This is a genomic window from Vibrio sp. YT-19(2023), assembly GCF_033337395.1.
This window is the reverse complement of sequence record NZ_JAWOQN010000013.1, coordinates 49,410-62,505: the sequence shown is the minus strand read 5'-3', so window position 1 is coordinate 62,505 and position 13,096 is coordinate 49,410. Positions and strand designations below refer to the sequence as shown.

The 13,096-nt window shown below is 44.1% G+C and carries 11 protein-coding genes; 2 read left to right on the top strand and 9 right to left on the bottom strand.

The window, feature by feature from the left end:
* Positions 1 to 128 precede the first annotated feature (128 nt).
* Both R7E78_RS11800 and R7E78_RS11795 read right to left on the bottom strand, forming a co-directional pair.
* The gene (locus tag R7E78_RS11800) at positions 129 to 1,688 is read right to left on the bottom strand and encodes a methyl-accepting chemotaxis protein (RefSeq protein WP_017635256.1); all 1,560 of its coding nucleotides are present in this window, start codon (positions 1,686 to 1,688) and stop codon (positions 129 to 131) included.
* A gap of 550 nt (positions 1,689 to 2,238) precedes the next feature.
* Positions 2,239 to 3,315, bottom strand: a complete 1,077-nt coding sequence (locus tag R7E78_RS11795) for a nickel/cobalt efflux protein RcnA (RefSeq protein WP_171344147.1) — start codon at positions 3,313 to 3,315, stop codon at positions 2,239 to 2,241.
* A 135-nt stretch (positions 3,316 to 3,450) separates the two neighbouring features.
* On the opposite strand from R7E78_RS11795, the gene rcnR reads away from it, so the two are divergent.
* Positions 3,451 to 3,723, top strand: coding sequence for a Ni(II)/Co(II)-binding transcriptional repressor RcnR (rcnR, locus tag R7E78_RS11790; RefSeq protein WP_005375370.1), 273 nt, complete (start codon positions 3,451 to 3,453; stop codon positions 3,721 to 3,723).
* A gap of 266 nt (positions 3,724 to 3,989) precedes the next feature.
* Here the strand turns inward: rcnR and R7E78_RS11785 are convergent, their stop codons facing one another.
* From R7E78_RS11785 to ltnD, 6 genes are all read right to left on the bottom strand, one after another.
* The gene (locus R7E78_RS11785; RefSeq protein WP_005375369.1) at positions 3,990 to 5,483 is read right to left on the bottom strand and encodes a GntP family permease; all 1,494 of its coding nucleotides are present in this window, start codon (positions 5,481 to 5,483) and stop codon (positions 3,990 to 3,992) included.
* Entirely contained in the window at positions 5,483 to 6,442 is a 960-nt protein-coding gene (gene denD / locus R7E78_RS11780) for a D-erythronate dehydrogenase (RefSeq protein WP_064369125.1), read from the bottom strand. Before denD ends, R7E78_RS11785 begins: the two co-directional genes overlap by 1 nt.
* A gap of 61 nt (positions 6,443 to 6,503) precedes the next feature.
* Entirely contained in the window at positions 6,504 to 7,280 is a 777-nt protein-coding gene (gene otnI / locus R7E78_RS11775) for a 2-oxo-tetronate isomerase (RefSeq protein WP_047101720.1), read from the bottom strand.
* Positions 7,280 to 7,927 carry an aldolase gene (locus R7E78_RS11770; RefSeq protein WP_005385078.1) on the bottom strand — a complete coding sequence of 216 codons (648 nt, stop codon included), beginning with the start codon at positions 7,925 to 7,927 and terminating at the stop codon, positions 7,280 to 7,282. The genes otnI and R7E78_RS11770 overlap by 1 nt, the downstream gene beginning before the upstream one ends.
* Positions 7,928 to 7,938: 11 nt before the next feature.
* On the bottom strand, positions 7,939 to 9,195 hold the full coding sequence (gene otnK / locus R7E78_RS11765; RefSeq protein ID WP_031777204.1) for a 3-oxo-tetronate kinase: 1,257 nt from the start codon (positions 9,193 to 9,195) through the stop codon (positions 7,939 to 7,941).
* Between the two features lie 25 nt (positions 9,196 to 9,220).
* Positions 9,221 to 10,129 (bottom strand): L-threonate dehydrogenase, encoded by a 909-nt coding sequence (gene ltnD, locus R7E78_RS11760; RefSeq protein ID WP_005375356.1) that lies wholly within the window; start codon positions 10,127 to 10,129, stop codon positions 9,221 to 9,223.
* Between the two features lie 274 nt (positions 10,130 to 10,403).
* On the opposite strand from ltnD, the gene R7E78_RS11755 reads away from it, so the two are divergent.
* Entirely contained in the window at positions 10,404 to 11,162 is a 759-nt protein-coding gene (locus tag R7E78_RS11755; RefSeq protein WP_005375354.1) for a DeoR/GlpR family DNA-binding transcription regulator, read from the top strand.
* 177 nt (positions 11,163 to 11,339) lie between these two features.
* On the opposite strand, the gene R7E78_RS11750 is transcribed toward R7E78_RS11755, so the two are convergent.
* Complete coding sequence (locus R7E78_RS11750; protein ID WP_411913755.1) at positions 11,340 to 13,094, bottom strand: ABC transporter permease subunit; 1,755 nt, start codon at positions 13,092 to 13,094, stop codon at positions 11,340 to 11,342.
* Between the last annotated feature and the right edge of the window lie 2 nt (positions 13,095 to 13,096).

Sequence of the window (13,096 nt, the reverse complement as noted above, 5' to 3'; positions counted from 1 at the left end):
TTTATCGTATTCTGTTTTATCGTCTAGAAAGGACAAACACCGCTAAGCGATTTGAGACTCGATTTTTTCAAATAAAAAAGCCAGCAATTAACATTTACTGGCTTTTATTAAAGAGGGTCAGTTGGCGTTTAGATTCTAAACGCTCCTACGTGACGATCGAGTGTTCGCGATAGCTCCGCGAGTTGTTGACTTGATTCTTCTAGTTGCTCACTCGCTGTTAGCGCACTTTTCACTGAGTGGCTGACGGTATCCATGTTCATATTAATTTCGTTTGCTACCGTTGATTGCTGTTCTGTTGCGGTTGCTACTTGAGTATTGATATCTGAAATAGTCGTCACTTGTGCAGCTATTGCTTCCAAAGCCTGTCGAGCTAACTCAGTTTCTGCCGTTCCTTCTTCAATAAGAGTCTTACTATTACTCATTGAATTCACCGCACTTTGAGCTTCAGTTTGTAGCTGGTGAATCATATTGTCAATTTCATCGGTAGAATGAGCCGTTTTAGTCGCTAGGTTGCGAACTTCATCAGCGACTACTGCAAAACCTCGGCCGGCATCACCAGCGCGTGCCGCTTCGATAGCCGCATTGAGAGCCAATAGATTGGTTTGCTCCGAAATACCTCTAATCACCTCTAGAATACTACCAATCGACTGAGTATTTTCAGCAAGACTCACGATAATGTTGGAAGTGCTGTTCATCTCGTTTTCAAGATTAGTCATCGCCGTTTTGGTTCTTTCTAGCGTCGTGTAGCCATCTTGCGCTTCATTACTTGCTGCACTCGCAGCATTTGCCGCTCCGGCAGCATTGGAGGCAATTTCATTGACCGTCGCAATCATTTCGTTCATGGATGTGACAACCAGCATGGTTTGCTCGTTCTGCTCTTGCCCTCTTGTGAGCGCTTGTTGAGATTGCCCACGCAAAGCGACAGCTGAACTATTAAGCTCCACACCAGTATTTACAACTTGTGTAATAATCTCATGTACTTTCCCAACAAAAACGTTGAAAGCAGAAGAAATTTGCGCGACTTCGTCATTACCTTTCGCTGGCAAACGAACGGTTAAGTCTCCGTCTCCTTTTGAGATGTCTTGTAGAGCGTCTTTAAGCGCAGAAAGCGGTCTCATCAGTTTATTTAGCAGAAGTGACAGAATCAAAACACACATAACGAAGATCGCCACCATAGAGATCAACTGGTAAGTAATAATTCCATTCGTCGCTTGGCTCACTTCAGTAATAGGAATACCGATATCAAAAGTACCGTATAACTGACCATCCACATAAATTGGTGCCATGATGTCAAACACCCATACTTTCTGGACATCGGCATACCACTTTGAGTACTGTTGAACACCTCTCGTCGCGCCTTCAACAGTATATTCATCGTTATAGGTTTTGTTCAGCTTGTGCTTATCACTGTGGGCTACTGCCGTCACGTTACGATCAATTACAACGGCATAGCTCACGTCTGAACGTTGTTTCAGCCCCTCAACAAGCGATTGTAAATCTTGCATTGGATTAGCTGAGTTCTCCAAAATATAACTCGCATTTCCCGCTAGAAACTCAGCTTGAACTTGGGATTTGTTTAAGATGATGTCATCGATTTTCTGACTCGAAATTAGGTACGTTGATGCCATACTCGCCACGACAGCAATACCAAACATGGCGCAGACTGCTAATAAGATGATTCTTTTCATTATAATTGTCTCAATACAATTCAATTGATGCTCATTAATCGAGCGCTAAGCCTTTCTTCTCCAAAACCAACCAAACTGCATTTTGGATCTGTTTGGCAGAGCAAGACATAACTTTATAACTATGTATCTGCTTGGTTCCCGATTACTTTAGACAGAAGGAAAAAAAGTCTTCAAAACGTCACATTTCTACGAGGTTTGGCGAAGGGACGAGTACGCAAAAGGAAACGTTTGCATAGTTAAATTTAACTATGCGACCAAATTGGTATCGAACATTAAAGAAAAGACTTCTAATTAGCGTTTTGACCGTCGGGAGCACTGTGGTCAGTGCTCCCGTTTTATCATTTAGTATCTCAGGTTCAGATATTAGAGCCACAATTGCAGCGGTTGTAATCCGAGATGCTTGGTGAAGCGAGAATGACTTGGTTTGTAGATATGGCAGCGATGTCAGATCGAGTGATTCTCAATCAAGAATCGGCAGCAAAATAGGCAAACCAAGGCATGAAGCCATTGCCCATAAAAAAAGAAAGGAAAAAAATCTTTACCACAGAGTTTAACTTGTCAGCGATATGTATCCATGCATACCCATGTATAAACCAACTGCACTGATCAAGACGCCCGATAAGTAAGGAGCTCGACGTGCAACATCATTCAAACCGCTCCATTTAGATGTCGCTTTTTGCACGCCCACTGCTGCCACAACGCCAACAGCAACCAGAGTCAAGGCTAAGCCAATACTGAATGACACAACTAAAGTCGCACCAAGAGTCATTGCCTTAAGCTGCAAACAGATAAGCAAAACCGTTACCGCAGCAGGGCATGGAATCAAACCGCCCGTTAATCCAAACAGCAGAATTTGCCCATTCGTCACGTCTCGATTCTCAAAGCGTTTTTGAATGTCTAAAGCGTGAGCGCGTTCGTGAGCATCTTGATATTCCTTATCTTCGCTTTCTAAATGAGAACCAGAACGGAAATGTACATCAAAGTCATGGGTATGATCATGGTGCCCGATGATCAAAGTGACAGAAAGTCCATTAGAGACTTCAATGCAAGACGCCGATTCCAAGTATCCATCACGCTCTATAAAGTGATAGATATCAGCAGGTTGATAACCATCACTCGATACCGAAACCTTGATACCTTCAGCAGTTAAAGGTTTACCGCTGAGTGTTCGCAATTGGAAACGGTGATGCTCCCCTTCCTGTGTAATCGAAAGCGAAACATGCCCATGTCCTGTATCCACAACTTGCGTCGTCCAGTCGCGAGCATGATCCTGAGCTTTGTTCCAAGCTCGCTCATCGCTCCATGTCCGCCAAAACATCCATACGCCGGTTGTCACGATAATGACCCCAGAGATAAGTTGCATCCATGGTTCAGCCGCTTCAGCGGTGAATTTCTGGCTAATATACATCCCGCCAACAGCGATTAACCATACAATTATAGTGTGAGAAAGTGTGGCAGCTAAACCCAGCATCACGGCTTGTTTGACCGTTCCTTTCACCGCGACAATGAACGCCGCCATCATCGTTTTAGAGTGCCCAGGTTCTAAACCATGCAAGGCGCCAAGCAAAATGGCACTGGGAATAAAGAACCACCCATTACCTTGTTGTAGTAACGCGACAAAATCCATTGTTGTTCTCTGTTGTTGATTCTAATTTATCGCAAACTATACTCCCCCCTAGTATTAAATACTACCCCCCAGTATAAATTGAGTGCTACATTATCAGTTAGAATAACTCGGCCCGTAACTTAAAGAAGATAAGACATGTCGCATACAACCAGAGATCAAAAGAAGCTCAACACTCGAGTCAGTAAAATACAGGGTCAGGTAAATGGACTTAAAAAAATGCTGGAAGAAGAGCATGAATGCCAAGATGTGTTGCAGCAGATTGCCGCTATTCGGGGAGCAGTAAATGGTTTGATGCGAGAAGTAATTAAAGGTCACTTACTTGAACACGTCGTACTTGAGGAAGACAAAACTCAACGTGAAAAAGATATGGAAGTCGTATTAAAAGTACTGGACTCTTATATAAAGTAACCCTACTTCGCTAGAGTAAAATCACTAGAGTTAAACTCGAATAGAACCTTTATAGGTAATCTCTTACTAAGCGGGAAATAACAATTCCATTTCATATTGATTAAGTTGAAAACGGAACCTATATCGGTTCAATTTAAATAGTTTATTTATAAGAACTAAAACGGCCCAAACATAGGGCCGTTCATATTATTAAAAAACTCTAAACTATCTGATAAAAATACATATTGTGATAGGTTTTTACTTTATGGAAGAGTACAAGTAAACCTTTATACCTCTTGTAATTCGACGTGCTTAGCGCTGTAAGATTTTGTAAATGCAACACACCCCAAAAGTACAGCAAGTGGTAACACAGGATCAAAGATTGAACCATGAGATCCGAAGAATAAGTTAAGAATCATGACTAATGAACCACCAATAGCCCAAGCAATTGTTGTTGGAATAGTCCAAATAATGAGTTGTTTCTTAACCTCAGTCACCCCCATTAATCGATTAACAATATGGAATAGCGAGTCATTAAAGTAGCCAGCAAATAGAGATCCCATCGTAGCTGCCGTCGCTGCGAATAAAAGGTTAACGTCAGGAATATTCACTAAAACTGGGGCAGATATAGAAGCAGCGGTTATCATGGAGACTGTACCAGAGCCCTGAATAATACGAACTAACGTCGCAATAATAAATGGAATCATAACCGCAGAAATAGGAAGCCCTGCAACTTGGTTGGCAATCTCTGCGCCCGCACCCGTTTCACGCAATACGGCACCTAACGCGCCACCAGCTCCTGTTACTAACAAAATGATGCCACAAGTGGAGATTCCTTGTTCCATCTTTTCATTCGCTTCTTCTTTGGTAAGGTTATTACCCAATGTGTAAACCGCTAGTAACGTCGCTATTGATAGTGCAATAGTAGGGCTGCCGATAAAAGCGATAAATTGACCAAATGTTGTTGCAGTCAGCCCTTCGAAACCGAAAGTCCCCTCTAATAAACCCATCACTGATTTCGCAAGTATAAGTAAAATTGGGATAATAATTGGAGCGATAGATTTACTTAAAGATGGTAGGTCTTTCGCTTCTTTACTTGCAATGTACTCTTTGTGATCATTAATCAGTTGCTCACTAGACTTCGAGAAATGTTCGGTTGGAATGAATTCAGGAAACTGCTTTTCTAACCATCTTGCATACCAAACAATACCCATGACACAAGGCGCTGCGATCATCAAACCAAAACCTAACATGCTGGCAAGATCGACACCAAAGATACCAGCAACGCCCAAAGGCCCTGGAGTCGGCGGAATAGCGTGATGCGCTACGACCAAGCCGCCCGCCAGAGCAACCGTAAGCGTTAAAATCGAGCGATTGGACGTTTTTGACAAAGACTTCGCTATTGGATAAAGAATGATAAGCGCGCTATCCACAAAGATTGGGATGCTAACAATATAGCCAGTTACAGCAAGAGCGGCCTCTTCTTTCTTTTTTCCTAACCACTTTATAAAATTATAGGCAATACTTTCTCCTGCTCCAGAAGCCTCTAAAATAGCCCCCATCATAACGCCGAGACCGATGACAATCCCTATACCGCCTAATGTTCCACCAAATCCTTTGCTAACGGTCGCAATCGTGTCGTCAACACTTAACCCACCAATAATACCTGCGATACATGCCGCAATTAACATCGCAATTAACACATGTACTTTTGTACGTAACACAAGAAAAACAAGGACTGATACGGCTACTATTAGTCCAATTACTGAGGTTGGTAACATTAGACAATCTCCATATTGTTAACAGAAATAAATTGTTGTAATACATCCTTGAAATTACTGTCTGCTTTAAATCCAAGCTCCAGTTCTTTAGTACAATCAATTTTTTGTGGCCAACTACTCACAATACGATCAATACCCGCATCATGCTCATAGGTAATATAATTAGAAAGTTGTTTACCCGTTAGAGTGTCCATTGTTTGAATCATCTCAGCTGGTGTAGTTTGAATACCAGGTAAATTAAGCGTTCTATAGGACAGATTATTTAACTGCTCATAAGGCATTAGCCCTGCATATTGAATATTGTCCACCACTCTAGACGGGCTCGATATCCAAAGTTTTAGCGTAGGGTCTACAGGACAATTTGATTCTTGAGCATTCAAAGGCTCACGAATAATTCCGCTTACGAAAGAGCTAGCGGCAAGGTTTGGTTTCCCAGGGCGAATACAAATAGTCGGTAAACGTACGGATACAGCTTTAACAAAGCCTTTACGGGCATAGTCGTTAACCAATAACTCACCTATGGCTTTTTGCGTCCCGTAGGATGACTGAGGATGAAGTGCTGTTATTGGTGTAATCGTTTCCGGAAGATCACCACCAAAGACAGCTAAAGATGAAGCAAACGTAAAACGAATATTAGGGTTTACTTTACGGCAACGCTCAAGCAATAACTGTGTGGTCGTCAGGTTTACAGCTACGCCTAAATCAAAATCTTGCTCAGCATGGCTCGATACAATTGCCGCTAAATGAAAAATGTGTGTCGTTTCGGCAGTAATAACTTGGTCTATATTTTCTCGCTTTGTCATATCCATGACTAAAGAAACGACTCGGTCATCAATGCCCTCTAAGCGCGATTTTTGAATGTCGACAATAGTAATACTTTCAGCTTTGTTTTCTTTTAGTAGTGATTTGGCAAGTAGGGTTCCGAGAAAACCCGCCCCTCCAGTTATGATAATATTCATAGTCACGACCCTTTGTTTTTGTAATTGGTTTCAAGTTATTTATGGATAGAAATTAAAATTGTTATAGGTATGGTTTAACCCAACTAAGGCCCAGCTGCGTGCTATGCCTTGGGTTGTATTCACAACCGATCCAGCCTTGGTAACCAGAGTCATCCAAAACATTGAATAGGTGTGGGTAATTCAGTTCGCCTTCCGATGGTTCGTGCCTTTCAGGCACAGAAGCAATTTGAATATGGCCTGTGTATGGCGCCACATCGCGAATCAACGTACTCAGATCACCGTCCATAATTTGTGCGTGATAGAGATCGAGCTGCAATTTCACGTTTGGACGAGCCACTTGTTTGATGAGTTCCACCGCTTCACGTTGATGTGCAACAAAGTAGTTCGGTACATCGCGATTGTTGAGTGGCTCAATCATCAGCTCAACACCTTGTTCGGCAAACTTATCCGCTGCATAACGAATGTTTGAGATAAAGGTTTCAATATGCTGATCACGAGTGAAGCGTGAATCAACAATGCCAGACATAGCGTGAACCTTTTTACAGTTCAGTGCCTTGGCGTACATCAGCGCAGTCTCGACGCTCGTTTTAAATTCATCCTCACGCCCCGGAATAGCTGCAAAACCTCGTTCACCTGCATCCCAATCACCTGGAGGCATGTTGAATAACGCTTGCTCAAAACCAAACTGCTGTATCTTGCTTGCTAGTTCTTGCGCTTCGAATGCGTATGGAAAAAGGTATTCCACCGCTTTGAAGCCCGCTTGGTGTGCTTTTTCGAAACGATCTAGAAAAGGAACTTCTGTGAATAACATTGTCAGATTTGCCGCGAATTTAGCCATTACTTACCTCTCCCTTTTAGGTCTTGAATCTCAGTATCCGTTAAGTAGCGGATGTTGCTATCTTTAAGAATGAACGCTAGCTTCGCTGTCTCTTCTAGCTCTTCTGCGTTATCCACTGCATCTTCAAAGTCCGTACCCGTGATCACTGGACCATGGTTCGCCAGGAGGAAAGCTCGGTAGTCACTAGCCCGCTGCGCAAGTTCTTCAGCAATCTGAGGGTCGCCCGGGCGCAGGTACGGAATCACTGGCAGTTCGCCAATGCGCATTACAAAGTAAGGTGTAAAAGCTTTGATGGCATTCTCGCGATCTAGACCTTCAAGACAAGAAAGCGCCGTCAAGTAAGTAGAATGCAGATGCACAATCGCATTACACTTTGAGTTATTTCGATAAATCGCCAGATGAAAAGCCACTTCTTTTGATGGCTTTTCACCAGAGATATGGTTGCCATCAATATCCACAACCGAAAGCTCTTCAGCAATCAAGCGGCCGAACGAAGAACCAGTTGGCGTTGCCAGAAAGTGTCCATTAGGCAGTTTTAGAGAAAGGTTGCCAGCGCCGCCAGTCGCATAGCCACGTTCAAACATAGAGCGCGCCATAGTGACCATTTGCTCTCGCAGTTGTTGTTCTGTCATCAATTCTTTATTCATCACAACCTCACCTATTCAAAAAACGACTGTGCTTTGGCAAAGAAGTGTTCATCGCCGAAGTTGCCCGATTTCAGAGCCAAAGAAAGCTCGCCTTCAAGTGACTTCACCCAAGGTACACCTGGTGCGATTTGAGGACCGATATGAAAACCTTTTACGGCTAGGCTTTGGGTTACAACCCCTGAGGTTTCCCCACCCGCAACGATGAAATTTTTCACACCGTGCTGCTGAAGTTTGATTGCAAGTTGGCTAAAGAATTGTTCAACCGCGTGGCTTGAAGCATGCGCGCCAAACTCTTGTTGAATCGCTTTTAACGCCGCTGCATCTGCGGTTGCGTAAACCAGTGGTGCGAACTCGCTTTCGATGTTGGTCATGACCCAATCAAACACTTGATTTGAGTAGTCTTCTTCCGTCAGACACGCCTTCACATCAATAGCAAAGTGTGGCGCTTTTTCTTTGTAAACAGCGACCTGTTGGTTGGTCATGACAGAACAAGATCCAGATAACACAACGGTTGGTGCTTTTTTAGGGTTCCCCTCTTGCTTCGCATCACTTTGATCTTCAAGGCTCTCTATCCAGTTCTTAGCAATACCCGCAGCCAAACCAGAACCACCAGTTACCAGTTTTAGAGACTTCGCCGCTTGGCCAAGTGTGACAAGATGCTCTGCATTGAATGCATCAACCACTGCGTAGCGGTTGCCTTGTACTTTTAGCTCTTCAAAGCGCTCAATTACCGCTTTTGGACCTTGTTCAATTATTTGGAAGTTCACCAGGCCAGATTTGCCTTGAGATTGAGCATCCATCATACGAACTAGGCTTGAATCAGTCATTGGTGTCACAGGGTGATTACGCATACCTGAGTCGCTTAGCAAGTCTTGGAATACAAATAGATGGCCGTTGAAAACTGTGCGACCATTCACTGGTAATGATGGGCAGACAATGGTGAACGCTTCACCTAGCTCTGCAAGCAGTGCATCCGTTACAGGACCAATGTTACCTTCTGCTGTGCTGTCAAACGTTGAGCAGTACTTGAAGTAAAACTGCTGACAGCCATTTGCTTGCAGCCACTTAAGCGCCGCTACTGAATCCTCGATTGCCTCATCTACAGGACAAGAGCGAGATTTAAGACTGATCACGACCGCATCTGCGTTTACATCAATCTCTTCTTTTGGAATACCGTTAAGCTGAACTGTGCGCATGCCGTTTTCTACAAGAAAACCTGCGATGTCTGTTGCGCCAGTAAAGTCGTCTGCGATAACGCCTAATAACATCATTTTTTCTCCGTTTTACGTGCGCTTATTTCTGTTTGTTTTCTACACCTGGAAGCTCAATACCATCAAAAATCTTGATAACGGCACTGTCGTCCTCCTGGCCAAAACCAGCATTGCTTGCACTCAAAAACATGTTTAGTGCTGTGCTTGATAGAGGAAGTGGAAATTTGAGATCTTTTGCTGTGTCCGATACGAGGTTTAAATCTTTCACAAAGATGTCGACCATAGATTTAGGGGAGTAATCACCATCAACCACATGCTTCATGCGGTTCTCAAACATCCAAGAGTTACCCGCTGCATTCGTCACCACGTCGTACATCAGGTCAAGAGGAATGTTTGCACGTGCCGCTAATGCCATTGCTTCAGCACCAGCTGCGATATGAACACCTGCTAGCAATTGGTGGATAATCTTCACAGTTGCGCCTAGGCCAATCGCTTCACCGATGTTGTAGACTTTAGCTGCCGTTGCGTTGAGTACTGGTTCAAGTGCATCAAATGTGCTTTGCGCTCCCGACGCCATAATAGTCATCTCACCTAATTCGGCTTTTGCAGCACCACCAGATACCGGTGCATCAAGCATCACAAGATTGTGTTCTGCCAATTTCGCTTCAATTTGTTTTGCGTCTTCTGCTGAGATGGTTGCTGAAACCATTACTGGCGTATTCGGCTTAAGCGCTGTAGCAAGACCGGTTTTGAACAAGACCGTGTTAACTTGAGCTGCGTTCACAACAAGAACTAGAACCGAATCAAGCTTATCTGCAAACTCAACTGCATTTGTAGAAACAGCTTTTGCACCGAATGAACCTAACTCTTCAAGCGCTTGAGAATTTAAATCGAAACCATAGACATCTAGGCCTGCACGCACACATGACTTTGCGGCGCCCATTCCCATAGAGCCTAAACCGATAACACCTACAGATTGAACTTCACTCATAAAAACAATGCCTTCTGGTCTATTAAACTTTGTTAATTCTTGTTTGGTTGATGTGATTATATGTGAAGATTAATACTAAGACCTCGCTTTGAATCACATTTTTTCACACAAATTAACAATGTCGTGATATATACCTCTTTATGGGCAGAGATAATCCGAGCAGTTAACACAAGCGAAGGCTGTTCTTACAACGTTGAGAACATAATTCACAGATATTCACAACAAATGAAAAGATTGGTAGGATACTGAAAAACAAGAATATAGAAGTGAAACTATGATCCCAGCAGAACGTCAAAGAACCATATTATCCCTGTTATCACATCAAGAAGTGTTAAGCATTTCAGATTTAACCGACCACCTTGGCGTATCACATATGACCATTCGTCGTGATATCGTGAAGCTTGAATCCTCAGGTAAAGTCGTTTCTGTTTCTGGTGGAGTGCAACTCGCTCAAGCTCTACATTCCGAACTTTCCCATGATGCGAAGGTCGAGCAACAAGCGGATGAAAAAATTCAAATTGGTAAGCTGGCGGCTACGTTAATTGGTCAAGACGCTACGATTTACTTGGATGCGGGAACAACCTCTCTAGAAATCGCCCATCAAATAGCAAATCGTAATGATCTTTTAGTGATCACCAATGACTTCTCTATTGCTGCTTTCCTTATGACGCACAGTGAATGTGAGCTTTACCACACAGGGGGAAAAATTGACCGCGAGAACCAATCCACCATTGGTGGAAAAGTCGCAGAGTTCTTGAATGGGCTAAATATTGATATCGCCTTTATTTCGACTTCATCTTGGAGCTTGAAAGGCTTATCAACACCTAATGAAAATAAAGTTCTCGTTAAAAAAGCAATCATCAAGGCGGCACAAACCAATTATCTGATCTCAGACTCAACTAAATACGGTCAGATAGCGAGCTTTCATGCATTAGACATCGAGCAATTGGACGGAATTATTACCGATCGAAACCTATCCGAAGTGGTCACTCAAGAATTAACGGATAAAGGATTACGTGTGTATAAAGAGTAATACTACCTAAACATCTGAGTTCGCGTAACTTTTATACTCGTTAATTTATAGGTGCTTCCAATATACGTAGACCGTGCTGTGTACTTTCTGGCAGAAAACACATCCTTTTGTTTTCTAAATTACCAAATTACTGATTACATCTGGATATGGAAGCTCACTTCGCTTTATCGCTGCTCGTCACTTGTCATCAAAAATCAAATTCACCGCAATTGCCATCAAAACTAAGCCTGAAATTGGCAGCAAGACACCCAATGGTGAGCGCTCGATGTAAGGCAGATTCTCTGCAATCAATAAACCCCACTCAGGTTCTGGCGGCTTAACGCCAAGTCCGATAAAACTCAGAGAAGTCAGGCTAAGCGTAATGTAAGGCAAACGCAGAAACGCGTGACGAATCAATGGCGGCAGCACATAAGGCAACAAGTAGTAACGAAGTACTCGCCACTGACTGGTTCCCCAAATGGGCGCAAGATGCGTGTAAGGCTGCGCTTTGGCTTCCATCAACAAACTTGCACAGTGCGCCGCTAATGGTGCCCATGACACCATAACAATCGCAATCAAGGCACTGTTTGGGTTCATCCCCGTTAGACCAGCAATCAGCAGACCCGCCACAATGTATGGCACACCTTTGGTGATCTCAATTAAGCCTTGGCTATAACGAGTCACGAAGCCGAGCAACAAACCAATCACCAAACTTAGGAACGTTGCGATGATGCCCATTTTGATTGTCGACATCATACCGCCGCCAACACGAGCAAGCAGATCTCGCCCGACCGCATCGGCACCAAACGGTGCTGCTAAGCTTGGCGATTCAAGGCGGGTAAATTGGATAGTGTAAGGATCGCGCATTAAGGCCCATCCCGCACAACCAATCAGCAAGGCAAAGATTGTCGCACTGACAATACGTTTGGTGGTGCTTTGGGTAAAACGGAACGTGCTGTGACTGCTGATCAACTTGCCACTTGTGACACTGTGCCCGAGTAACCAACGTTGCAATAAGATGCTCGCACTGCTGATCAACATCGAGAACACCAGCAACACCAACAAGCCACCTTGCAGCATCGGCAAATCTTGTGACTTCGCCGCGCCTAATATTAGTCGTCCGATACCCGGAATGGAGAACACCTGTTCCACAGCAACCGCGCCGCCGGTTAAACCAATTACCGTCATTGCGATTTGAGGGATCAAGTTACTAACGGCACGCCACAAGGCAAAGCGTAAGATTTGAAACTTACTGACGTTCGCCGATAGCCAAGTGATCACCCAAGGTTCACCTAGTACACGCTTGAGGCTGTCATTGAGCAAACGCCCGAACAAGCCAGCAGCAGGTAATGCCATTGCCAAACTGGGTAGCCAGAGGTTTTGCACGCCTTGCCAACCATAAGGTGGGAACCAGCCCAACCAGATGGAAAACACCATGATCAGCAACGAAGCAATCACGTACTCAGGCAGTGAAACCAACACCGAACTGAGCGTGTCATGATGTTTGTCTAAACGATTCTGTTGCCAACGACGCACAGTGTAAAGTACGCTCGCCATGCACATTACAAATGCCATGCCTAACGCTGTAAGCATCAGTAGTAGCGACGTTTTTGCAGTTTGTTGAACGCTCTCCATCACGGATGCGCCACTCACCCAAGAGACACCTAAGTCACCTTGCATGGCAAGCGTCAACCAATCACACAGTCGCTCAGCAGCGCTGCGGTCAAGTTGAAGATCTTCTCGAATGGCTTGCAGAGCTTCTGCCGTCAGCAATTGTTGAGCACCCGCACGGGCACGGAGGATTGATTGGCTTGGATCGATACCGGCAATATCCGGCATCAAACCCACCAGCACAACCACTACCCCGAGTGACAGGAAGCGCGACAAAAAACGCGTAAACCACTCAGGCATACAAGCGCTCCAACGAGAGCGCATGTTGGCAACAGACGACATCG

What these genes read in the sequence shown, in the direction of transcription:
- R7E78_RS11770 (WP_005385078.1), bottom strand. Translation starts at nt 7,927, where the DNA reads ATGAATAAAGAATTGATGACAGAACAACAACTGCGAGAGCAAATGGTC.
- denD (WP_064369125.1), bottom strand. Translation starts at nt 6,442, where the DNA reads ATGAATATTATCATAACTGGAGGGGCGGGTTTTCTCGGAACCCTACTT.
- R7E78_RS11755 (WP_005375354.1), top strand. Translation starts at nt 10,404, where the DNA reads ATGATCCCAGCAGAACGTCAAAGAACCATATTATCCCTGTTATCACAT.
- R7E78_RS11785 (WP_005375369.1), bottom strand. Translation starts at nt 5,483, where the DNA reads ATGTTACCAACCTCAGTAATTGGACTAATAGTAGCCGTATCAGTCCTT.
- R7E78_RS11800 (WP_017635256.1), bottom strand. Translation starts at nt 1,688, where the DNA reads ATGAAAAGAATCATCTTATTAGCAGTCTGCGCCATGTTTGGTATTGCT.
- R7E78_RS11795 (WP_171344147.1), bottom strand. Translation starts at nt 3,315, where the DNA reads ATGGATTTTGTCGCGTTACTACAACAAGGTAATGGGTGGTTCTTTATT.
- otnI (WP_047101720.1), bottom strand. Translation starts at nt 7,280, where the DNA reads ATGGCTAAATTCGCGGCAAATCTGACAATGTTATTCACAGAAGTTCCT.
- R7E78_RS11750 (WP_411913755.1), bottom strand. Translation starts at nt 13,094, where the DNA reads ATGTCGTCTGTTGCCAACATGCGCTCTCGTTGGAGCGCTTGTATGCCT.
- otnK (WP_031777204.1), bottom strand. Translation starts at nt 9,195, where the DNA reads ATGTTATTAGGCGTTATCGCAGACGACTTTACTGGCGCAACAGACATC.
- rcnR (WP_005375370.1), top strand. Translation starts at nt 3,451, where the DNA reads ATGTCGCATACAACCAGAGATCAAAAGAAGCTCAACACTCGAGTCAGT.
- ltnD (WP_005375356.1), bottom strand. Translation starts at nt 10,129, where the DNA reads ATGAGTGAAGTTCAATCTGTAGGTGTTATCGGTTTAGGCTCTATGGGA.